Annotated in this window: 18 protein-coding genes and 1 pseudogene; 1 reads left to right on the forward strand and 18 read right to left on the reverse strand. The window is 44.2% G+C overall.

Annotated elements, in window-relative coordinates; all coding sequences use genetic code 11:
* Positions 1 to 50: 50 nt before the first annotated feature.
* A complete protein-coding gene (locus tag CU635_RS15395; RefSeq protein WP_101578274.1) occupies positions 51 to 818 on the reverse strand; it encodes an alpha/beta hydrolase in 768 nt (255 codons plus the stop codon).
* 136 nt (positions 819 to 954) lie between these two features.
* Between CU635_RS15395 and CU635_RS24105 the strand changes: the two genes are divergently transcribed.
* The gene (locus CU635_RS24105; RefSeq protein WP_257985635.1) at positions 955 to 1089 is read left to right on the forward strand and encodes a hypothetical protein; all 135 of its coding nucleotides are present in this window, start codon (positions 955 to 957) and stop codon (positions 1087 to 1089) included.
* A gap of 21 nt (positions 1090 to 1110) precedes the next feature.
* Here CU635_RS24105 and CU635_RS15400 read toward each other — a convergent pair whose 3' ends face one another.
* The 17 genes and pseudogenes from CU635_RS15400 to CU635_RS15480 form a co-directional block, all read right to left on the reverse strand.
* Complete coding sequence (locus CU635_RS15400) at positions 1111 to 2997, reverse strand: sigma-54-dependent Fis family transcriptional regulator (protein WP_101578275.1); 1887 nt, start codon at positions 2995 to 2997, stop codon at positions 1111 to 1113.
* Between the two features lie 268 nt (positions 2998 to 3265).
* Positions 3266 to 3742: a hypothetical protein gene (locus CU635_RS15405; protein WP_101578276.1), complete on the reverse strand. Its 477-nt coding sequence runs from the start codon at positions 3740 to 3742 to the stop codon at positions 3266 to 3268.
* A gap of 449 nt (positions 3743 to 4191) precedes the next feature.
* A complete protein-coding gene (locus CU635_RS15410; RefSeq protein ID WP_101578277.1) occupies positions 4192 to 4968 on the reverse strand; it encodes an acetoin reductase in 777 nt (258 codons plus the stop codon).
* Positions 4969 to 4993: 25 nt separating this feature from the next.
* Entirely contained in the window at positions 4994 to 6373 is a 1380-nt protein-coding gene (gene lpdA / locus CU635_RS15415) for a dihydrolipoyl dehydrogenase (RefSeq protein WP_101578278.1), read from the reverse strand.
* A 15-nt stretch (positions 6374 to 6388) separates the two neighbouring features.
* Positions 6389 to 7618, reverse strand: a complete 1230-nt coding sequence (locus CU635_RS15420) for a dihydrolipoamide acetyltransferase family protein (RefSeq protein ID WP_101578279.1) — start codon at positions 7616 to 7618, stop codon at positions 6389 to 6391.
* Between the two features lie 30 nt (positions 7619 to 7648).
* Positions 7649 to 8677, reverse strand: a complete 1029-nt coding sequence (locus CU635_RS15425) for an alpha-ketoacid dehydrogenase subunit beta (protein ID WP_101578280.1) — start codon at positions 8675 to 8677, stop codon at positions 7649 to 7651.
* Between the two features lie 21 nt (positions 8678 to 8698).
* Positions 8699 to 9691, reverse strand: coding sequence for a thiamine pyrophosphate-dependent dehydrogenase E1 component subunit alpha (locus tag CU635_RS15430; RefSeq protein ID WP_101578281.1), 993 nt, complete (start codon positions 9689 to 9691; stop codon positions 8699 to 8701).
* Between the two features lie 217 nt (positions 9692 to 9908).
* A pseudogene (locus tag CU635_RS15435) lies at positions 9909 to 10145 on the reverse strand (SDR family oxidoreductase); the annotation flags it as partial.
* 63 nt (positions 10146 to 10208) lie between these two features.
* The gene (gene cls / locus CU635_RS15440) at positions 10209 to 11717 is read right to left on the reverse strand and encodes a cardiolipin synthase (RefSeq protein ID WP_101578282.1); all 1509 of its coding nucleotides are present in this window, start codon (positions 11715 to 11717) and stop codon (positions 10209 to 10211) included.
* Between the two features lie 140 nt (positions 11718 to 11857).
* Positions 11858 to 13405: an L-glutamate gamma-semialdehyde dehydrogenase gene (pruA, locus tag CU635_RS15445; RefSeq protein WP_101578283.1), complete on the reverse strand. Its 1548-nt coding sequence runs from the start codon at positions 13403 to 13405 to the stop codon at positions 11858 to 11860.
* Positions 13406 to 13598: 193 nt separating this feature from the next.
* Complete coding sequence (locus tag CU635_RS15450; RefSeq protein ID WP_101578284.1) at positions 13599 to 14771, reverse strand: CamS family sex pheromone protein; 1173 nt, start codon at positions 14769 to 14771, stop codon at positions 13599 to 13601.
* Between the two features lie 14 nt (positions 14772 to 14785).
* Positions 14786 to 16792, reverse strand: coding sequence for an NAD-dependent DNA ligase LigA (gene ligA, locus CU635_RS15455; protein ID WP_101578303.1), 2007 nt, complete (start codon positions 16790 to 16792; stop codon positions 14786 to 14788).
* Between the two features lie 88 nt (positions 16793 to 16880).
* Positions 16881 to 19088 carry a DNA helicase PcrA gene (gene pcrA, locus CU635_RS15460; RefSeq protein ID WP_101578285.1) on the reverse strand — a complete coding sequence of 736 codons (2208 nt, stop codon included), beginning with the start codon at positions 19086 to 19088 and terminating at the stop codon, positions 16881 to 16883.
* Positions 19089 to 19162: 74 nt separating this feature from the next.
* Positions 19163 to 19849, reverse strand: coding sequence for a heptaprenylglyceryl phosphate synthase (gene pcrB / locus CU635_RS15465; RefSeq protein WP_101578286.1), 687 nt, complete (start codon positions 19847 to 19849; stop codon positions 19163 to 19165).
* Between the two features lie 224 nt (positions 19850 to 20073).
* Positions 20074 to 20388 carry a YerC/YecD family TrpR-related protein gene (locus tag CU635_RS15470; RefSeq protein ID WP_101578287.1) on the reverse strand — a complete coding sequence of 105 codons (315 nt, stop codon included), beginning with the start codon at positions 20386 to 20388 and terminating at the stop codon, positions 20074 to 20076.
* Between the two features lie 14 nt (positions 20389 to 20402).
* The gene (locus CU635_RS15475; RefSeq protein ID WP_101578288.1) at positions 20403 to 21452 is read right to left on the reverse strand and encodes a DUF3048 domain-containing protein; all 1050 of its coding nucleotides are present in this window, start codon (positions 21450 to 21452) and stop codon (positions 20403 to 20405) included.
* Between the two features lie 74 nt (positions 21453 to 21526).
* Complete coding sequence (locus tag CU635_RS15480; RefSeq protein WP_101578289.1) at positions 21527 to 23269, reverse strand: adenine deaminase C-terminal domain-containing protein; 1743 nt, start codon at positions 23267 to 23269, stop codon at positions 21527 to 21529.
* Positions 23270 to 23271 lie beyond the last annotated feature (2 nt).

A 23271-nucleotide genomic window follows, 5' to 3' on the forward strand; every position in this document is an offset into this window, starting at 1 on the left:
ACAAGAAAAGTGTCTTTTTTTCATTTATTTTACTGTATAAAACTGGTTAATCAACACGCCTGAGAAAAATATTTTCTAAGCCAGTCAATCGACAAGCGCTCAATTATTGATAAGTGATCCATAAAGCTGTGGTCAGCACCTTGAATGACTGTTAATTGCGATTCTGTTGGCAGCCATTTCACCCCTTCTTGCGAAATGCTTGCCAAAACCTTCTCCTCCCAGCCTTCATCGCCATGCATAATTAAAACCGGACACGTAATCCGCTTCAAAACCTCCTCCTGGTTAAATTGTTCAAAATCCAGAAGCATCTGTTTTTCGATGATTACGGCCTTTCGGCTGCCTCCATTCTGGTAGTCTGTTATATAACCTGTTTCATCGAGTTCCTGTAATTGCAATTCAGAAAAATGTTCATTCCAGTTATATTTGACAGGACCAGTTGATGCACCCGTTAAAATCATGGTTGAGATATTTTCAGGATCAAATGCTTCCAAACAAACTCTGCTGCCGAGACTATGTCCATATAAGGCGATCTTGCGATAACCTGTTAGCCTCACAAAACTGATCGCCGATTTCAAATCGTCGATCTGCTTCGCAAGTGTTAAGCTGTCATCATCACTTTCCCCACAGCCGCTGAAATCAAAAGCAAGTACATTGTATCCTTGCTCTTGAAACGTTCTCGCAAACCGGTCAAAACGCCCCCTGGACGATTTATTTGACGTAAAACCGTGACACATGATAATGACCGCTTTGGAATCTGCCTCAAAAAAGTTCCCGACCAGGTTCAAGCCATGTGAATTTTTAAAACATACCGTTTTCAATGATGTTCATTCCTTCCTGCATGACCGCGATAAAACTTTGCTTGAAGTCTACCCAATAAATCGACAGGTACTTCTTCTGTATATTCAAATTCCTCCTCCCCAGCTTTTTCTCAATCTTGTTGAAGGCGGTTCTCCAATGAGTCTACCACGTGCACCACTCTCGTTCTTAAGCCGCGACCTAAACTTTAGAAAACTGGAGGAACACTCCCAAAACTCAAAAGCAAAATCGTATTTATATGATTTAGACTCTACTAACGATTCGAAGCTATAACTACGAAAATTTCTACACTTGTTATAACCCATACTTCCGCAGCCGCTTATAGAAAGTGCTTCGTGGAACGTCGAGTAGTTTCGCCGCTGCCGTTACATTCCCTTTTGTTCTTTGTAAGGCCTCCAGCATTAATCCTCTTTGGATCTTTTCCCTTGCGGTCAGTTCATTGTTTGTACGAATGTGCTCTTCGTTTTGCGCTATTGACGGTTCAAATTTTGAATCGATGGACTCTATGGTTAACATATTATATAGAAATAGATCATCTTCTGTTGCCCCATTTGACCACAAAATATTTATACGTTCCAGCACATTGTGCAATTCTCTTATGTTCCCCGGCCATGTGTGATCATTCAATTTATCAAATAATGTATCTGCCCATGGTATGTTCCAGTTATGTTTTTGGCACAGAAAGCGGACAAGAAACGGGATATCTTCCTTCCTTTCTCGCAAAGGAGGAACATGAATTGGATAAACATATAGCCGGTAATATAAGTCTTTTCGAAAAGTACCCTGATTGACAAGTCCAGTAAGATCGCGGTGGGTTGCCGTGATTATGCGAAAGTCTACCGGGATTTCTTTTATGCCACCAATCGGAACAACCTTCCGTTCTTGGAGAACACGTAATAAGGCTACTTGCATCGACGGCGGTATTTCGCCGATTTCATCCAGGAAAAGAGTTCCCTTATGAGCCTGTTCAAATTTCCCTTTATAACCCTGTCGTTTCGCCCCGGTAAAAGCTCCTTCCACATACCCGAACAGTTCACTTTCCATTAAATCCTTCGGTATCGCTCCGCAATTAATAGCAATAAATGGGCCGTCTTTGCGGGGACTATTGTCATGAATCGCCCGGGCAATCACCTCTTTACCGGTCCCTGTTTCTCCAAAAATATAAACATTGACATCTGTCGGGGAGACAAGCTTCACTTGTTTCATAGTTCTTTGAAAAGCCTCACTCCTGCCAGCCTCTCCATTAAAATAAAACGTTTGTGCTGAATTTGATCCAGTAAATTGCCGTCTTTTCGTATCAGAAGTTCCTTCTGATAAAAACAAACAAGTTCCCGTTATTTGTTTGTCTTCTTTAAGCGAAAAAGCAGTCTGTATATCAACTTGATATCCATATCGCAAAAGTTGTGAAATGCTCATACCAATCGACTGGGGAACTTTTTCACGAAGAGGTTTGCTTGCTGAAACAATAACATCGTTGTCGTTGCATACGACAAAAGGGCGATCTCTATATTTATCCGTCAGTTCAACGGATCGCTGAAACAGCGCAAGTTCCCTTTTAAAAAGCCGCTTGCTGATCTCCCGTTCAATTTCATAAGCAACCGATGCAACCATTCCCAGCATAAACGGATGTGAATATTCAACAGGGCAGGAAATATCCAATACTCCCATCAACAGTCCGTCGCCAGTTAAGATTGGCGTGGCTGAACAACTCCATTGATGCGAAGCAATGGAATAATGCTCGGTACCATTTATCGTAACAGCTTCCTTAGTCTGCAAAGCTGTTCCGATTGCATTTGTCCCAACTTCCCTTTCAGTCCAGCGAACACCTTCGATAAAATTGATTTTGCGTGCATCTTCGACGATTTTTTCGTTTCCTAACAAGGAAAGGACATAGCCATCCGGATCCACAAGAAGCGCCATCATGCCGGATTCCCGGATTGCCTCGTTCATCCTGTCTACGTGAGGGGAAACAACATCTAAGAGAAGAGAGTTTTTTTCTCGTTGAAGGTGTAGTAGCTCGTTCGTTAAAATATTCTCACCTTTATTTAAATACGGATTCACTTGTTCTTTTTTACATCGGTACCAGGATTCCATTACTCTTTTGTTTAAACGGGCTGAATCAAGGACTCCTTCATTAACAAACCGTTTCCAGGTATTTAAATAGCAAACAGTTTCTTTCATGCGCGAACCTCCTCTATTCATATGGCGGCTTGAAGAGTGACACATAGATTTGGGAAATACTAATACCTGTATGATAGAACTGGAAGAGTAATATAGCTTGAGGTTAATAAATTCCACGGAGAGTTTTCTTAATATTATAACAAGTTATGTATGCGCTTTCAATATTGTTGGTCTATTTCAGGAGAGTTACATTGAAACAGCTTCATGCCTTGTTTGCGTGAAGCTGTTTTCAATAAAAGTCAAATAGATTGTGAGGAAATCCCTCTGTTCAATCCCATATACCAGTAACTCGATTTGGCAGACGAGCACCGTATAATATTTCTGATGTTAAAAAGACTCCAACAGGGGGCAAAGTGTCACTAATAACGGGGGATCCGGTGAGAATTGTGTCGGTTGTCGCTACCCAAGTCCCATACTCGCCTGCTTGTAAAGAAGGAGGCTTCATAATCAGTCGTCCATTTAAAATATGATGTCGAATTCTAATCGGGGGATCATCATATATCATTAAGTTTCCCGAATATGAGGCATACGGTGAATCAAATCTGATTTGTTTCGTGTTTTCATCCCAATATCCATGAATTGGGATAGGCCTCCCGCGAAAATTAACGGTACCGGCAATCCTGTTTCCTGTAATGGAGTTGATGATCAGTGTGCCCCAAACGACCGGTCTGCCACCTATGGCAGCATGTATGCCCCACTGCGATGGGAATGGTAAACTAACCGGGATTCCCTGAGTAGTTTGCAAAGTAGATCTCTCCTTGGATTTAAAAAATGATAAATACATAAATGAATATCAAAACTTGATGGTAATAGCTATATGTGGTTCAGATGTTATTCACTACGCTTTCGAACGGACCAATAAAGTATATGCATCGAGTAGCAAATTGGGAATAAAGAATGTTTATAGATAAAACCCTATTCCTGGGCTTAGATGACAAAGAAGCCAGCATGTTACTGCTGACTTTTTTTATTACACGGGGTGATATTAATCAGAGAATTATATTTTACACATGAGCAGAGTGACCAACAGCACTAAGCAATGCTTTGTTTTCGTTCACCATAATTCCCTGCTTTGTAAAATCGACATCAATATTCTCTAAGTTTAAAACGCTTACTCCTTATTAGTGTTTCCTGCGAGTTCCATGTCGCCCCTTGTTAGCAGTGATGCCTAATGATAATTATTTGTCTATATAACTATGAAAAAATGACTCCTCCATCGATCATAACGGACTGGCCAGTCATATAATCTGAATCTGGCGAGGCCAGAAATGATACAAACTTGGCTACATCTTCTGGTGTTTCCGGCCTTCCAAGCGTGATTGATTGAGTAAACTGCTTAAATGCTTCTCCTTTTTCCAGATTCATATATTCACCCATTTTTTCATCAATAAGATCCCACATTTGCGTATCGACAATTCCCGGACAATAGGCATTAACCGTAATCCCGAATTGAGCTAGTTCTTGAGCTGCTGCCTGTGTTAAGCCTCTGACTGCAAACTTGGTAGCTGAATATGTCCCTAAAAGGCTGAACCCTTTATAACTCGCAATGCTGGCAGCACTAATAATCTTCCCATGTTTTTGCTTTTTCATTTGTTCAGCAGCAGCCTGCAGACAATAAAGGACACCGTATACATTTATTTCAAATATTTGTTGAAGATCTTCATCTGTCACTTCCAGCAAAGGCTTAATTTGAGCGATTCCTGCATTTGAAACCATTACATCGAGCTGTCCAAAGTGTTTTACTACAGTTTGGACCATATCAAAAACTTGATCCCTTTTGCTAACGTCTGCTTGAATCGAGAAACTTTCCCGGCCTAATTCCTTGATTTCCTTCACAACAGTTTCAGCATTGTCCAAGTCAATGTCGTTAACCACGACATTAAAACCATCTTCAGCAAGTCTTAAAGCTATGGCACGGCCAATTCCGCGGCCTGATCCAGTTACCAACGCCGTTCTCTTATTTGACTCCATCGGTATTCCTCCTTTTTATTCTTCTCTACACATGAACAGCATGGCCAACAGCACTAAGCAACGCTTCGTGTACCGCTTCGGATAAGGTAGGATGGGCGGTGATAAGATGCTCCATTACATCTGTTGTTAATTCCGCATGAAGCATAAGCGTTCCTTGGCCGATTAGTTCTGTGGCATGCGGACCGACGATGGATAAACCAACAATTTCATGATATCGCGGTTCAACCAACACTTTCACCTTGCCCATCCGTTCACCCGAAATAAGCGCTTTCCCGTTTACAGTGAAAGGGAATTCCCCAATCTTTATATCCCCGTATTGGTCCCTTGCCTGTTTTTCCGTCAGACCTACACTGGCTATTTCCGGATGAGTATAAATACAGCGGGGCACAGCCCGATAATTCGTTTTTGCAGCCGTGCCGCAGGCGTTCAGCGCGGCAACCGTCCCTTCATGAAAAGCAACATGAGCCAGCTGGATTCCTCCAATGACGTCGCCGCATGCATAAATTTTGGGTACACTGGTTTGCAGTTGTTCATCCACCAAAATTCCCTGCTTTGTATAATCAACACCAATATTCTCTAAGCCTAAACCACTTAGTCTTGGTTTTCTTCCAATTGATACAAGTACGCAATCGGGCTGAAATTCATGGATACCTGCATTATTCTCTGCCACAACCTTCTTTTTTTCTATATTGATATCCTTCACTGTAGTCGAGGTATACAAGGTGGCTCCCTGGCTCTCCAATTCTTTATGTAAGACGGAAGAGATATCTTCATCTTCTCCAGGAAGGAGCTGTTCGGCCATCTCAACGATGGTAACCTTCGTTCCCATCCTGCCATAGATGCTTGCGAACTCGCATCCGATCACACCGCCTCCTATGATTAAAAGGGAAGAAGGAATGGATTGGGCATGCATCGCTTGACTGCTGTCGATAATCCACTCTCCATCAAACGGTGCAAACGGTAAAAAAATCGGTTCTGATCCCGAAGCAATAATCACTTGGTTCACTTCAATGTGTTCACTTTCTGCAGCGTTCTCTATCCGTAATGCATAACGGTTCAGAAACGAAGCCGTTCCCCTGATCACTTTTATTTTATTCTTCTTCATCAAGTATTGAATACCTTGCACAAGTTGAGTGACAATTGTGTTCTTCCTCTGCTGTACTGCATTCCAATCGATCTCTATTGATTGGGATGGCAGACGGACACCAAATGATGCTGCATTTTTGACAAGCTGAAACGTATCAGCACTCTGCAATAAAGATTTCGTTGGCATACATCCTTCGTTTAAGCAGGTGCCTCCCAATAATGCCTGCTCAATCAGGATGACTTCTTTTCCCTGCCGGGCAGCCGTAATGGCCGCGACATACCCGGCAGGGCCTCCTCCTATTATCGTTATCGGTGTCAAAGGATCTTCTCCCTTCTATAAAAGCATCGTCATCGGCTCTTCCAAATAGCGTTTCAATGTTTGTAGAAATGCTGACGCTGGAGCGCCATCAAGGACGCGATGATCAAAAGTTAAGCTAAGCGGCAAGATGCTTCTTCTTTTCAATTCATCCCCTAAATAAACAGGTGTATCAAAGACGGCTCCTACACCGAGAATACCTGTTTCCGGCGGATTCAAAATAGGGGTGAAGTGTTCAACACCGTATGCGCCAAGATTGCTTATTGTAAAAGTGGATCCCTGCATTTCCTCACTGGAAAGCCGCCCTGCTCTTGCTCTCCGGGCGAGCTCTTTGCTTGCCTTCGACAATTGCCGTATTGTGCATTTTTCGGCGTGCCGGATGACCGGAACCACCAGGCCTGTTTCCAATGCTACTGCAATACCGAGATGAACCTCCTCAAAGAGATGAATTTTTTCATCAATATAGGCACTGTTCATTTGTAAATGTTCCTTTAACGAAAGGACAGCTGCCCGCGAAAGAAAGTCTGTTACTGTCAGCTTTTCGTCGTTGTTTTTTTGCATGGCTTCAGAGGCCTGTTTTTGCATTTTTAGGAGTTCTGTTACATCAGCCTTCATCATAATCGTTAATTGTGCGCTGTTTTGTAAACTATCCTGCATACGTCTTGCAATGACTTTGCGGATTCCACTGAGGGCAACCTGCCGCGCATTTTCAGTAGATTGGCTTGGAAGTTCTTCACTTATTACATTTTCAGCTTCCCTGCTGCGGGAATTGTGAATGGCTTCCTGTACATCCTCTTTTGTGATTCTCCCACCGGGTCCTGTTCCTTTAATTTTTTCAACATCCAATTTGGCCGCCTCAGCCATTTTCCGGGCGACCGGTGAAATTTTCACCCGATCACCTCGACTGATAACCGCTACAGTAGAAAGTTCTTTTTGTTTTAGAGGCTCTTTGTCCACGTCACGAATGCTAGTTTCCTGTCGGTTAACTTCATTGGAGATGATCTCTTCTCCGGCGTTTCCGATGTAACATATAACCGTACCAGGAGGGACACCTTCTCCCTCTGGTACAGCGATTTTTAGAATCGTGCCATCTGCCGGAGATTCAACATCCATTTCTATTTTTTCAGAGCTGATGCTGGCAATGGTTTCTCCCGCCCCAACCGCGTCTCCGACTTCTTTATTCCATAGTGATACTGTGCCTTCCTTCATTGCCATTCCCAACTTCGGCATTACTACTTCTACTGCCATTTATGCGCTCTCCTTTCTGTCGTTAACCCCTTATACACCAAGAGGTTCGCCAAGTAATTCAGATACCACTTTGATCACTTTCTCCGGTGTAGGAAGATAAATATCTTCCAAAGGCGGTGAAAATGGTACAGGAGTATGAGGTGCAGTTATCCTTTTGATTGGCGCATCAAGCGAATCAAAACCTTTATCCGCGACCAGTGCAGCTATGTCCGTGGCGATGCTGCATCTCGGGTTGGCTTCATCAATCACGATCAAGCGATTCGTTTTTGCAACAGAGGTAAGGATCGTTTCCTCATCGAGCGGCGATAAGCTTCTTGGGTCTACTATTTCGATTTCGATTCCTTTAGCAGCAACCTGCTCTGCCGCCTGCATGGCGGTGTGGACTTGTTTGCCGACCGCAACAATGGTTAAATCAGTTCCTTGGCGTTTAACTTCGCCTTTCCCGATCGGAACTGTGTAATACCCTTCCGGCACTTCCCCCTTCTTGTTGTATAGTGTTTTGTCCTCGAAAAAGATCACCGGATCGTTGTCTTCAATCGCTGCAAGCAACAACCCTTTCGCGTCGTAAGGAGTTGACGGCACTAGCACCTTTAGTCCCGGGATGCTTGTAAACAGGCCATATAAACTTTGGGAATGCTGGGCCGCTGCTCTAAACCCGGCACCGTGCATTGTCCGGATTGTAACAGGAACTTGCGCTTTTCCTCCAAACATATAACGGAACTTGGCTCCCTGGTTCATGACCTCATCCAAACAACTCCCAATAAAATCGTTGAACATTAATTCAGCAATCGGACGCAGACCGGTAGACGCAGCTGCCATCGCTGCACCCATATAGCCAGCTTCTGCGATGGGTGTATCCAAAATCCGGTCACGGCCAAATTCCTGGACGAGTCCTTTTGTAACCCCAAGAACACCGCCCCATGCTTCATCATCCTGCAGATGGTCGACTTCCGCGCCGCCTGCAACATCCTCGCCCATCAGAATGACGTTTTCGTCCTTTCTCATTGCCAGCGTCATCGCCTCGTTTATCGCTTCTGACATACTGATTTCTCGTGCCATCCTTCATTCCTCCTTTTATTTTTAATATGAAACATAAACATCGGTCAGCAAATCGGATTGATCCGGATACGGGCTGTCCTCACTAAATTTCACAGCATTCTTTATCGCTTCTGATACCGAATCCTCAACTGATTTCAGTTCATTTTCATCCAACAGCTGCTGATCGAGCAGATATTGCCTGAATGGAATAATCGCGTCCTTCTCTTGCTTGTGGACTTTCTTTTCTTCCACTGTTTTATATTTCTGGGCATCTCCCTCAAAATGTCCGTAATTACGGTAAGTAACGCATTCGATCAATGAAGGGCCCTCTCCTCTGCGGGCTCTTTGAATCGCTTCTTCTGCTGCCTTAAAAACGGCCATTACGTCTTTACCATCGACTTGAACACCCGGGATATTGTAACCGATCGCGCGATCTTTAATGGCCTTGCAGCTTGACGCATACGTAAATGGAGTCGCTTCTGCATAGCCGTTGTTTTCCGCGACGAACACAACCGGCAGCTTCCATATCGCAGCAAGATTGATTCCTTCATGGAAAGTGCCATGATTATTTGCCCCATCACCAAAAAAGCAAACGCTTACATTATTGGTCTTTTTGTATTTAGCCGTTAAGGCTGCCCCACAAGCGAGCGGAAATCCTCCTCCGACAATTCCATTTGCCCCCAGCATTCCTTTATCCAAATCGGCAATGTGCATGGAACCGCCTTTACCTTTGCACAGACCTGTTGCTTTTCCATAGATTTCAGCCATCATTCCATTTAAGTCGCATTCTTTCGCAATACAATGGCCATGGCCACGATGGGTACTCGTGATGCTGTCTTTTTCAGTGAGATGCGCGCAAACGCCGACAGCCACGGCTTCCTCGCCTGCATAAAGGTGAACAAATCCCGGAAGAATTCCTGTTGCAAACAGTTCATGCACCTTATCTTCAAATTCGCGGATCTCAAGCATCTTTTTGTACATCCAATGTGCCTTTTCCTGAGACAAGATCAATTCTTTGCTTTTAGTCGTTTCCATTTATAAACCTCCATTCGTAGATTTGATTCACTATTGTTTAATGCAAATATCGTGCCAACACAGCCTAGCGTAAAACATAGCATTATTCTTATATACTGGGACAAAAAAAGAGACAAAATGAGATGGTGTCTCGTTTTGTCTCTTTTTGATTACCTCATCGCCCCTATGTGTGGCGCACAGGCGTTGCTGAGCAACTGTACAAATGCATCATTCACTATTAGTTCATAACCAAACCGCCATCAACCATTAAGTTCTGGCCAGTTACGGCTCTTGCCAATGGTGAAGCAAAGAAAACAATCGCATCCGCGACCTCGGCAGGATCTTTTACTTTTCGAAGCGGTGTTGACGACTCAATTAATTGAAATACTTCTTCAGAAGTGGCAGAACTTGCATCGGTCATTTTTAATAGTCCTCCTGAAACCATATTGACCGTTATTCCATACTGACCTAATTCCCACGTCAAAAAACCCCATAATGGGGTTTATTAGATTGATTTTAATACAGCAGTATATTTCCTTTATAACACTCCTGAAAACAGCCGCGCAAACGATTCCTTTGTTCTTTCAATATAGCCCCTCTTGTAATAAGCAACAGGCCGGATGAGCTCGCTGTCTTCAGTATCCTCTTCGTAATGGGCAATAAGGTCCCGGATTGAGCTTGTGCCAAATAAAAACACATTCACTTCAAAGTTTAAGTGGAAGCTGCGCATGTCCATGTTTGCAGTCCCAATCGAAGCAAGGTTTCCATCAACAATGATGATTTTCTGATGCAGAAATCCTTTTTTGTACGAATAAACTTCAACGCCGCATCTTAACAGTTCTGAAAAATAAGAGCGTGAAGCATATTGGGTTAGAAAGCCGTCATTAATTTCCGGTACCATCACACGAACCTCCACTCCTTTTACGGCAGCAACCCTTAGTGCGGTTCGAATTGCCTCATTTGGCACAAAATAAGGTGAAGCAATCCAGATTGACTTTGTCGCACTTGCTATCAACGCGTAAAAAAAGTCACTCATGATCCCTTGCTGTGTATCAGGGCCACTCGCCACTACCTGCACAGCTCCATCCAATTCTCCTTCCTCGATCGGCTTTGGATGAGGCCGTTTTTTAAGAACACTTTCTCCGCTGACATACTCCCAATCTAATAAAAAAATCGTATGGAGTGTATAAACGGCGTCACCCTCAAGCATTAAGTGGGTATCCCTCCAGAATCCAATGCTGTCATCTTCGCCAAGATATTCCACACCGACATTCAATCCGCCGACAAATCCAGATTCGCCATCGATAACGACAATTTTCCGATGGTTGCGAAAGTTAAACTTTTGATTAAAAAATCCATATTTTAGTGGAGAAAAGGGATAGGCTTTAATTCCGGCACTTTTCATTTTGGCGATATCCCCGCCAGACAGGCTCATACTGCCTGCCGCGTCGAAGATAAACAAGACTTCTATTCCTTCCCTGGCTTTTTCTATCAAAATTTCAATGATTTCCTTCCCAAGCCGGTCAGACCGGAAAATATAATATTCGATATGAATATATTTTTCAGCAGCTCTGAGTTTTCTCTTCATTTCCGAAAAAGTTTCCTGGCCATTATTCAGCACAGTAGTTCTCGACGCAGTACTAATCGAAGTCAATGAAGCTCTGCTCGCATACTTGGCGAAGACTTGCTGATTGTCCTGCAAAAACGCTAAACTGGGTGCTTTTACTCGATTCAACAGCTTTAGCCATTCTTCCCTGTCTTTACTCCGCTTATTTTTAAACAAATAGCCTTTTAAATAAAGCTGACCTGAATATAAATAAAAGAAATATCCCAAGAGGGGGAAGAGGACGAGAACATACATCCACAGCAGGGTATGCGGGGCAGAGCGGTTTTCAAGCATTAAAGAGTAGACACTGATCAAAATAATCACACCGTATATGATCGCAAAAATGAGCTTTATAAATGATGAGAAACCACTAAACATCATAATATATAATGCTGTTGCCAAAATAATCACAAAAAGAAATTCTATTCTCCGTTTTATCATTTGATCATTCTCCACTAAGTCTATTTAACTGCATATACCCATAAAGTTAGCCTGGAGAAACATTTAGCTCATCATCTGCAAAAGCACAGATTCCTAGATGCCAAAATAAGACCCCTTCACGGAAAAGAAGGGGTGGAAATTTAGTACAATTCAGAAGTGGTTTTTGCTTGCATGTGAAGCAGCAAGTAATCGGGACCGCCCGCTTTAGAGTCGGTACCGGACATGTTAAAGCCTCCAAACGGCTGATAACCGACAATCGCGCCTGTACAACCGCGGTTAAAGTAAAGGTTCCCAACATGGAAATCTTCACGGGCTTCCTCAATATGCTCGCGGTTCCTGGTGATGACAGCACCGGTTAAGCCATATTCGGTGTTGTTGGCTATCTCAATGGCATGATTGAAATCTCTTGCTTTCGAAAAGCCGATAACCGGTCCGAAGATTTCCTCCTGCATGATCCGGGATTTCGGGTCAAGATCAGCAAAAATAGTCGGCTTGATAAAGAAGCCTTTTGAATTGTCTCCTTCACCGCCAGTCATCAATTTGCCTTCCTGCTTGCCAACCTCAATATAGCTCGTGATTTTGTCAAAGGCAGCCTGGTCAATGACCGGTCCCATATAGTTGTTCTGATCTTCAGGATTGCCGACCGTTAATTCTTTCGTTAATTCAACGGCACGATTTAATACCTCGTCGTAAACATCTTCAACGACAATTGCGCGGGAACCAGCCGAACATTTTTGCCCGGAGAAGCCAAACGCGGAGGAAACGATCGCTTGGGCCGCCAATTCAAGATCTGCATCACTGTCGACGACAATTGTATCTTTCCCGCCCATTTCAGCGATTACACGCTTCAGCCAAATTTGGCCGTTGTTAAGCTTCGATGCACGTTCAAAAATGCGAAGCCCAACATCACGGGAACCTGTAAATGAAATAAAACGAGTATCTTTATGGTCTACCAGATAGTCGCCGACTTCTGCACCGCTGCCCGGAACAAAGTTTAGAACGCCTTTTGGAAGTCCTGCTTCTTCCATCACTTCGACAAATTTAGCTGCGACAACAGGCGTAGTTGAGGCAGGTTTTAAAAGCACCGTGTTGCCGGAAACAATGGCGGCAACAGTTGTACCGGCCATGATTGCCAACGGGAAATTCCATGGTGAAATAATGATTCCAACGCCAAGCGGGATATAATCGTAGCGGTTATATTCATTTGGACGGCTTTGTACCGGCACACCATTCTTAAGCTTTAAAGCTTGTCGGGCGTAAAACGCCAAAAAGTCTATTGCTTCTGCAGTATCAGCATCCGCTTCGCGCCATGGCTTGCCTGCTTCCTTCGTTAAAAGGGCGGAGAACTCATGCTTGCGGCGACGGATAATTGCTGCTGCTTTGAATAACACATCGGCGCGTGTCTCCACCTTTGCTTTTTTCCATGTCTTAAATGCTGCAACGGCTGACTGCATGGCCTTTTCTGCAAGATCGCGGTTCGCTTTGGAAACGCGTCCGATTACTTCCTCTTTATTTGATGGATTGTATGAAATGATTTTGTCTTCAGTGGAGATACGCTCTCCGCCAATCAATAAATCGTAATTCTGTCCCAAATATTGTTCGACTGTTTTCAGTCCTTGCAAATACGCGTTGCGATTCTTTTCACCGGAAAAATCAGTGAATGGCTCATGTTTATATGGTTGTACCATGTTACCGCCTCCTATGTAAAAAAGTTTTCACACACTTTTAATTTTAACATGTTTCTGTTCTGATCATCAATTTCCAAAATATAAAAAATTCACTCTTTAAAAGCCATAAAATAAAGCCTCCGGAATGCATCTATTGATTTCCGGAGGCTTGGTCGTTTAATTTTAATGTCCCAGCAGCACAATATGATTACCTTTATTCGTAAATATGGACAAAAGGTTCATCTTGCTCCGCTTTGCGGACAATCAATGCTTCCGGGCCATTAACCGATGTGATGCTGACCTGGACAGAAATATAGTTTGGGAAGTGTTCCATCACTTTTCCGGTCACATACTGGGTAAAACCAATCCCTTCTGCTTTTCCGTAAAATTGGATCGGGATATCGATCGATAACTCCTGGAGCTGGCCTCCAGCATAAAACCCTTCGCCAATTACGCCATTGAAGTTAGGGAAAAATTCTTCTACATCCTGCTTAAAGTTCTGAAAGGAAGTGAAATCCTCCCGGTGATTGTCTTCTGCATCTTTTGAAGGAAATAATACATAATCTTCGTTGACTTCCTCCCAACCACCAATACTCGCGCTGCCATTGGCAACATTCGTATAAGCAAAGAAGTTCCCCGGAACGACCGAAGACCGCGTTTCCTGTTCAAATAAAGCAATGGTGATTGGGACTTCCTTCAGTTCGTCAACCCCTCTCAACCTCTTAATTACTTCTTCGGCGAGTTTTTTTCCTTCCCTGTCAAGTTCACTGCGGGTAATATCCCGTTCAAAGGTGGCGCCAAATTGCTCCCTTTGATAATAATGGACGGAATTCAACGCCAGGCCGATCACGACGCCGCCCAAACTGAATGCGTCGCTATTGTCCTGCTTAATATAATAATTATGTTCTAAAATATGGGCCAAATAGATCGGGCTTTTTGCGTTCCGCTCATCGATCGTGCCTTGTTCGTCATCGGGCGGATTTAAACCGAGGTTTTTCGACTCATCCAAATTCCTTGCTTGCAGCTGGGCAGGCGTGAATTTCCGGTTCAGCCATGCTGTAACCTGTTCCTTTTTTAAAAACTGGCCTTCTTGAAAAACGTATTTGTTCGGATCAAAGGCGTTTTGGGCAAGCCTCATCAACCCTGTTTCAAATTCATTTATATCATAACGGGTATTTAAATTATTCACGACTAAACCGCGGGCTTCCCCGGGCTCGAACGGCGTTATCATCCGATAATATTCATCCGATATTTTATATTTCGGGATAATTGCCTTCTCTTTTTTTTCATCCGTTTCCTGAACGACTTCCTCTTGCTGTTGAAAATTCGGGGCACAGGCTGTCAGCAGCAAAACAAGAGACAGAGCGGCCATTGAAAGTTTTTTCACAGCATTCCCACCTCTTACTTATTTAATTCTTCAATCAGTTTCTCCTCATCCCATACCGTAATGCCCAGTTCTTGTGCCTTCGCAAGCTTGGACCCGGCATCCTCACCGGCAATAACCAGGTCGGTCTTCTTACTGACGCTCCCGGCGACATTGCCCCCAAGCGCTTCAATCTTCTCTTTTGCTTCGTTCCTTGAAAGCTGCTCAAGCTTGCCGGTAAGCACAACCGTTTTTCCGGCAAAAACAGAATCAGACTGTGACGCTGCCACCGGTTTTGGTCCGGTGTAAACGAGGTTGACGCCGGCTTCCTTCAATTCGTTGATTAATTCGCGCACCTCTTCCAGCCCGAAATAGGTAACGACCGCATCCGCCATTTTTTCACCGATCTCGTTAATCGCTGTCAATTCCTCACGGCTGGCTGCGGCAAGTCTGTCTATCGTCTCGAACTCCTGTGCGAGCGTTTTTGCCGCTTTTGAGCCGACATGGCGGATGCCAAGACCGAAGAGCAGCCGTTCAAGCGAATTCCGCTTCGAAGCTTCAATCGCGTTCAGAAGATTGTCGACGGACTTCTCGCCCATGCGCTCCAGTTCAAGAAGCTGATCTCTCGTCAGCTTATATAAATCAGCTACATCGTGAATCAATTCTTCGGCAAACAGTTGACTGACAACACGCTCACCGAGCCCGTCAATATTCATGGCGTTGCGGGAAACAAAATGAATCAGTCCTTCGCGAATTTGCGCAGGGCATTTCGGATTGATACAGCGCAATGCCACTTCGCCATCAAGGCGGACCAGTTCGCTGTTGCACTCAGGACAGTTGTCCGGCATTTTGAAGTCCTGCTCCTCGCCGGTCCGGCGGTCTGCCAGCACATTGACAACCTCGGGAATGATATCTCCGGCTTTTTTGACGACAACATGGTCGCCGATTTTAATATCCTTTTCCCTGATCAAATCTTCATTATGGAGCGTAGCCCTTTGCACAGTCGTCCCAGCTACTCTGACAGGCTCGAGAATCGCGGTCGGGGTTAGCACTCCAGTCCGGCCAACCCGCAAATCAATCCTTTTTAAGACCGTAACGACCTCTTCGGCAGGAAATTTATAAGCAGTCGCCCAGCGCGGGCTTTTCGCTGTTGTTCCCAGCCGTTCCTGCTGTTCGAGTGAATCTACTTTGATGACAATTCCATCAATATCATACGGAAGGTTCGGGCGCCGTTCGACCCAGCCTTCAACAAACTGGATGACTTCATCGATGTTTGCACAACGTTTCCGTTCTTTATTGGTTTTAAAGCCAAGCCTATCCAATAGATCGAGGCCTTCACTGTGCGAAACGACGCCCGTTTCCCCAACATCGGCAATTCCGTAAACAAAAATATCCAAATTTCGTGACTTCGCGATCCGGGGATCCAGTTGCCGCAGCGAGCCGGCTGCAGCATTTCTCGGATTGGCAAACAACTCTTCGCCACGTTCTTCCCTGGCCTGGTTTAACGCTTCAAATGACCGCTTAGGCATAAACACTTCACCACGGACCTCCAGGGTAACAGGTTCATTCAGCCGTAAAGGAATTGAACGTACCGTTCGTAAATTAGCTGTAATATCCTCTCCGGTCATGCCGTCGCCACGGGTAGCACCGCGAATGAACAAACCGTCTTCATAGAGGAGAGAAACAGCGAGCCCGTCAATTTTAAGCTCGCAAACATATGCGATGTCTTCGCCGGCAATCTGGCGGACCCTCCGGTCAAAATCGCGCAAATCCTGCTCATTGAAAGCATTGCCGAGACTGAGCATCTGTGTGCGGTGCTGCACTTTTTCAAACATATCAAGAATCGCACCGCCGACGCGCTGCGAAGGCGAGTCAGCCGTTTTCAGCTCTGGAAATTCGGTTTCGAGTTCGACCAGTTCACGGAGAAGCTGGTCATACTCCGCGTCCGGGACTGACGGCTGGTCAAGTACATGGTACTCATAATTGTATTGATTTAAAAGATTATGCAATTCTTTTACGCGCGATTCCGCTTTTTCAAGGTCCATAAATCCAGCCCTTTCATTGATTTGGTGATTGGTGATTTGCCTCGGATTCCGGGTTGCAAAACTGCCGGAAGAAAGGAAGGCTGTTTCGTTATCCTTTTTTAATCGGGGCAAATTTTGCCAGCAACCGTTTAATGCCAATTGGGCTTGGGAATGCTATATCGAGCTCGGTACTCTCTCCTTCGCCCTTCACACTGACAACTGTTCCGGTTCCCCATTTGCCATGTTCCGCTTTATCTCCAACCTTCCAATCTGCCTGTTCGCCGCCTGTGGAAGTGATAACCGGGCGCATGACCGGCTGTCTCATCGGTTGTCTTGACGGTGCAGCAAATGGTGATCCAGCTTTTGCTGCAGGCTGGAGGCCTTCAAGCAGATCGACCGGAATTTCTTTTATAAACCGGGAAGGCGGGTTCATATTCGTCCGCCCGAAAAGGGTGCGCATTTGCGCATTGGTTAAAAATAATTCCTGTTCAGCCCTTGTAATTCCTACGTAAGCAAGGCGGCGCTCTTCTTCCATTTCAGCCTCTTCCATCAAAGACCGGCTGTGCGGAAAGACACCTTCCTCCAAACCTATTAAGAAAACAACCGGGAATTCGAGCCCTTTAGCAGAATGAAGAGTCATTAACACGACCGCATCTGCTTTTTTTCCGTCATCGTCAAGCTTGTCAATATCAGCAACAAGCGCGAGGTCCGTTAAAAAAGCAATCAAACTTTTGTCTTCATTCGTTTCTTCAAAGTTTTTCGTGACCGACATAAATTCATCCAGGTTTTCAAGGCGGCTTTGTGCTTCGATCGATTTCTCAAGCTGAAGCATTTCACGGTAACCGGATTTCGCAAGAATTTCTTCTACCAGCTCAGTGACAGACAAATACTCTTGTTGACGTGTGTAGTTTTCGATTAAATCGCGAAACTCGGCTGCAGCCTTTGTAATTTTCGGGCTTAAGCCAATCAAGTCCACTGCTTCAAGTGCCTGATACATAGACAAATCATGCATGGCTGCAAACTCGGCAATTTTATCTACAGAGGTTCCGCCGATCCCTCTTTTTGGAACGTTGATAACGCGCTGGAGGCTGATATCGTCATCAGGATTGGCAATCAGGCGGAGGTAAGCCAGCATGTCCTTAATTTCTTTGCGGTCATAGAATTTGATTCCGCCAACGATTGAATAGTCAATCGTTGATTTTAAAAGCACTTCTTCCATGACACGGGATTGGGCATTTGTCCGGTATAAAATCGCAATTTCAGAAGGCTTGCGTTTATCGCTATCAACCATCTCTTTAATTTTCCCTGCGACGAATTGCGCTTCTCCCTGTTCACTGTCTGCCCGAAAATAGTAAATTTTATTTCCTTCGTCGTTTTCCGTCCATAAATTTTTCGGTTTACGGTTAGCATTTTTTGCAATGACTCCGTTGGCAGCCGACAGAATCTTTTTAGTGGAACGATAGTTTTGCTCGAGCAGAATTACTTTCGCGTTCGGATAATCTTTTTCGAAAGAAAGAATATTGGCAATGTCCGCTCCCCGCCAACGGTAAATCGACTGGTCGGAATCACCGACACAGCATAAATTTTCAAACCGCTCAGCCAAAAGCTTTACCAATGTATATTGTGCTTTATTTGTATCTTGATACTCATCGACATGAATATATTGGAATTTACGCTGATAGTATTCTAAAACTTCAGGTACTCTTTTGAACAGGAGGATGGTCTTCATAATCAAGTCATCAAAATCAAGGGCCTGATTTTTCCGCAGCCGTCTTTGGTATTCTTCATAAACATCACTGACAACCTGCTCGTAAAAGCCCCCCGCTGTATTGGAATACTCTTCGGAATCGATCAGTTCATTTTTCGCACTGCTGATCGAGCCTAGAATCGCGCGCGGATCAAATTTCTTCGGATCGATATTTTTAGCCTTTAAAATCCCTTTAATAACCGATAGCTGTTCTGTTGTATCGAGAATCGTAAAGTTACGATTAAATCCGATCCGGTCGATATCGCGGCGAAGAATCCGTACACACATTGAGTGGAACGTCGAAATCCAGATATCATCTGCTGCTCCGCCCATCATTTTTGAGATGCGGTCTCGCATCTCTCTCGCCGCTTTATTGGTAAAGGTTATCGCAAGGATGTTATAAGGATTAACACCTTTTTCAACCATTAAATAAGCAATGCGATGGGTTAAAACCCTGGTTTTTCCACTGCCGGCTCCTGCCATGATCAAAAGGGGGCCCTTCGTTGCTTTTACAGCATTTTGCTGCTCTGGATTTAATCCGGTTAATAATTTATCAGTTAAAAATTGCATTTTAGCTTCACCACCAAACAAACATTTGTTCTTATTTTATCTTATTTTTTACGAAAGAGAAAGCAGGATCTGTTTTACCCCTTAACAGCTTTTACAGTTTCCAAGGCTTCGTCAAGATTATTATAAATGACATTACCAACGACAATTACATCGGCATGAGCGCCCATTTCCGCGGCTTGCTTAGCCGTCTCAATTCCGCCGCCATAAAAGAGGGTTGTATGTTCAAGCGTACTCCGCACTTGTGCCGTTAATTGAGAATCTCCGTATGACCCGCTATATTCAAGATAGAATATCGGCAGCCGGAACATTTTCTCCGCCATCATTGCATAAGCGACAACATCGTCGTTTGATAGGTGAGTGTTTGCATTGGTCTGCTCGGCCGCTTTACATTCTGGATTCAAAATGCAATAGCCTTCGACGATAATCTCTTCCCAATTCATGATTTCCCCGTACTCCTTTACAGCCTGATGATGAAGTTCGGTTATCCATTTAGGGTCGCGGCTATTTAAAACGGTCGGAATAAAGTATAGGTCGAATCCTGGCGTGACTGAATCAATCGTTGATACTTCCAATATGCAAGGAACCGTATAGCGGCGAATTTTCGCCATCAGGTCAAGGACATTTTCAAGTGTGACGCCATCAGTCCCGCCGACAATGATTGCATCCGTTCCCGATTCGCAAATTTTTTCAAGCGCTTCATCCGTTATCTCTTTATTTGGATCGAGTTTAAACACATGGCGCCACTCGCGGATCTCATACATCTTAGGTTGCCTCCATTCTATCTTCCATTCCATTACACCATTATATCATTTGTTACGGGCATACAAAACGAAAAGCCGACCACAGAATAAAGTTAAATAGTGGGTATAACCCTGCACGGGTATCAAGGATTCTTTGCTGGTTGTTAAGGAGTGATTTCGATTAAACAGCTCTGTTCGCAGTCGTTTTGAAGCAATAATAAAAACCGAAGAAAAATCTTCGGTTTTTATTCATTCACTGTGCCAGTTTCCTGCTCGCGCAGCCTTTCGAGTGCCATTTCGTAAGCATCATTTCCATAATTTAAGCAGCGCTTCACACGTGAAATCGTTGCTGTGCTTGCTCCTGTTTCCGTTTCGATCTTATGGTACGTTTTCCCCTCACGAAGCATCCTCGCCACTTCAAGCCGCTGTGCCAGTGATTGGATTTCATTAACGGTTGCCAGGTCATCAAAGAAACGGTAACATTCTTCCAGATCTCTTAATGAAAGAATAGCTTTAAACAACTGATCAAGGTCTTTCCCTCTTAGTTTATCAATTTGCATGCATAGAAACTCCTTTAAATTGATTCTGTCTCAAATGATACACTCTGTTCGATGCCGGGATCCGTCGGCACGATGTTGATCCACGTTTTTCCGGGAACAAGCGGAGCAGCAGAACCAGCGATGAACGGAAGGATCTTTCCATCGACATTTTTCCATTCCACTTCCTTACGCTTCCCCTTTTGAAGCAGAATGGCTCGTCCACCCGAGGTTAAGTCAATTTCCCGGCGGCCGGCATCATCCACGATGGCATGTTCCGTTTCGACAATAAAAATGTTGTCAATCAAGACCGGTTCCTCCGTCACATAGTCGACGGTTTGTTCTCCGCTGGAATAGCGCTTATATTTGCCAAGCTGATCATCATATTCATAGCTCGAATTAAAATCCTCTGAAGAATAGGAAATCATCGCTGATTGGGCATCCTCGCCGCTGATCGTATCCAGCTCTTTTTCTGTATAAAACTGCAGACTTCCCGGGCTCTCATTCATTGGAAAGAGATTTTCTTCAGCACCCTTCATAATGTTCCCGAACGTAATATAGGAATTGTGGGGCGCTTTCCGGAAATCTGCCCTTTGGAAAAGCGTGCCGTCATAGGCCATTCCGTTTAAATGGTCAATATAGCCTTTATCGAGCATTGATTTTGCATCGGGACTGTATCCGTGTGCAATAAACAAGCTATCATATCCTTTGGCAAGTTCAATATAGTATTCCCTGGCACTTCGGACCGGTCCGATATTTTCCGGTTTTTCACTTTGGAAAATAGCCAGTAATCGGGTTACCCCGCCCTCAGCCAGAACCTCATAAACAATATCGGCTTTGTTCAGGCCCGACTGAGGCCTGGCTGCCGGATGATTATTGACCATAACAGCAACAGCGCGTCCGTCAGTCGCTTCTTCAGAACCGATTCCTGTTAAGGGGTAATATTCCGAGAAAGATGTTTCAGCAACAACCTCTTTTACTGTCTTATCAGCAGCCTTTTTCACATCGTCTTTTACTTCCTCTTTGTTGCTGCATCCAGAAAAAAGCAAAAGCAGGCTCGCTGCAAGCACAGCCGATTTTTTTAGCATTCGATTTTCCCCCTAAATAACCCTCGATATATCTTTGTCTATTTCTGTGAATTTCACTTTATCTCTGTTATATTTTAACGCATTATTGACGGAAAGAGTACCATTTTATTCATAACATCATACATTCCACGCTGCGTAATGCGAATATACGGAAGATGGGTCGATGAGAAAAATAACAGTGTGTACATCGGATCGACAAATTGGTACCCCTTGTCTTTTAAATATTTCAGCAGCTGCTTCTCTTCTTCAATTAAAGTTTCGACTCGTTGATTGGACATGACCCCTCGCAGTTTTAAAGGGATCTCCTGTGTAACTTCGCCGTTTTCAGTTGTAACAATCCCTCCGCCCAGCTCCTTCATGCGGTTAAAGGCGATGATCATATCCTGCTTGTTTTTACCTATTAAAATAATATCACCCGTGTTCGAAAAAGAACTTGCCAATCCGTCCAAATCGCGGGCAAATCCTTTAAGCAACGTATTGACTCTCCACTTGCCATTTCGGTCGATCAGCATGAAAAAGGACTCATCATGCTGTTTGGACAGTTCGTTTGTTGATACATCTATCGTTATGGAATAAGGCTTGGTAATGACGGCATTCTCCAGCTTAATTCCAAACGGCATCGAAAATTGCATATCATCCATCGTCAGTTCCCAGTTGATGTTCAATGGATCAAGTCCAAATTCCTCCCATGGAACTTCCGGGAAGCTATCAACTTCATAACCATCTCTTTTGACCCACCTCCCTTTTGCGAGCACTGAGACAGGAGTGGGGTTGCTTTCATCCTCCAGGAAATTTATGTTGGCAACCCGGCCGGTTGCAATGCTCCCATGCAGATGGTCAATATTATAGTAGCGGGCGGGATTGATCGTTGCCATATTATAGGCATCAGGAATCGGAACTCCTTTGTTAATCGCAATGCGAATCATCTCATCAATAACTCCTTGTTCGTAAAACGAAGAAAATGATCCATCCGTCGTTAACACAAATCGATCATATGCAGCTATGCCCAGTTCGTGAATTTCATCGAGGAGCCCCGGTAAGTCAGGCCGAATTGAAGAATATCGGAGCGACACCATATAGCCCTGCATCAGGCGGTTTAAGACATCCTTGCCGGTCATCGATTCATGATCACAATCAGCTCCGAGCAGCATCATTTTTGCAAGCGTCTTTTCAGATGCACCCGGGAAATGTCCTTCAATTTGCTTCCTCATTCTTTTTGCTTCCTGAATCCAATGGAGCATCATATCATCGCCATCCAATAGCTTCGGCCAGCCGGTCAGCTCGCCTCCCTGTAAAACAGCGTCATGCTCAAGCCACGATTTGATTTCACCATGAGAAAATAACTTTTCTTCCTCGAGTATCTCCGTTTGTGCGTCAAATCGGCACCACCAAAACATCGTTGCAGGAAGATTACGCATTTCCTTTAGAAATGAAAACGCTTTCCTTTTTTCCAATTGTAAAACAAGCACCATGTTATCATTCATAAAGGTTGTTGTTCCAAACTGTGATGCATATCTGGAAAATGAATGGGGATTATATAATTGAAATGGATGGGCATGGGGCTCGATGTAGCCTGGTACCAGCCTTTCCTTTGGAGAATCGATCATTTCACATTCACTTATATTTTCCGGAAGTTTTTCTCCTACATAGACAATCCGGTCTTCATAGATCCAAATATTCGCTGTCATCCAGCGACGGAAAGTTTGATTCAAATATGTAGCATTTTTTAGCAATATTGTCGGTGGAATTTTTCCGTCCAGTACGGCAACGTGCTCACGCAAATGTTTGTTTTTCCACCGATAACGCTGTTCCAACACTG

The organism is Bacillus canaveralius, assembly GCF_002860125.1.
Taxonomy (GTDB): domain Bacteria; phylum Bacillota; class Bacilli; order Bacillales; family Cytobacillaceae; genus Bacillus_BJ; species Bacillus_BJ canaveralius.

Coding starts and splice junctions, on each gene's coding strand:
- CU635_RS24105 (WP_257985635.1), top strand. CDS start 955: ATGAGTCTACCACGTGCACCACTCTCGTTCTTAAGCCGCGACCTAAAC.
- CU635_RS15400 (WP_101578275.1), bottom strand. CDS start 2,997: ATGAAAGAAACTGTTTGCTATTTAAATACCTGGAAACGGTTTGTTAAT.
- CU635_RS15410 (WP_101578277.1), bottom strand. CDS start 4,968: ATGGAGTCAAATAAGAGAACGGCGTTGGTAACTGGATCAGGCCGCGGA.
- CU635_RS15420 (WP_101578279.1), bottom strand. CDS start 7,618: ATGGCAGTAGAAGTAGTAATGCCGAAGTTGGGAATGGCAATGAAGGAA.
- CU635_RS15425 (WP_101578280.1), bottom strand. CDS start 8,677: ATGGCACGAGAAATCAGTATGTCAGAAGCGATAAACGAGGCGATGACG.
- CU635_RS15430 (WP_101578281.1), bottom strand. CDS start 9,691: ATGGAAACGACTAAAAGCAAAGAATTGATCTTGTCTCAGGAAAAGGCA.
- cls (WP_101578282.1), bottom strand. CDS start 11,717: ATGATAAAACGGAGAATAGAATTTCTTTTTGTGATTATTTTGGCAACA.
- pruA (WP_101578283.1), bottom strand. CDS start 13,405: ATGGTACAACCATATAAACATGAGCCATTCACTGATTTTTCCGGTGAA.
- ligA (WP_101578303.1), bottom strand. CDS start 16,792: ATGGACCTTGAAAAAGCGGAATCGCGCGTAAAAGAATTGCATAATCTT.
- pcrA (WP_101578285.1), bottom strand. CDS start 19,088: ATGCAATTTTTAACTGATAAATTATTAACCGGATTAAATCCAGAGCAG.
- pcrB (WP_101578286.1), bottom strand. CDS start 19,849: ATGTATGAGATCCGCGAGTGGCGCCATGTGTTTAAACTCGATCCAAAT.
- CU635_RS15470 (WP_101578287.1), bottom strand. CDS start 20,388: ATGCAAATTGATAAACTAAGAGGGAAAGACCTTGATCAGTTGTTTAAA.
- CU635_RS15475 (WP_101578288.1), bottom strand. CDS start 21,452: ATGCTAAAAAAATCGGCTGTGCTTGCAGCGAGCCTGCTTTTGCTTTTT.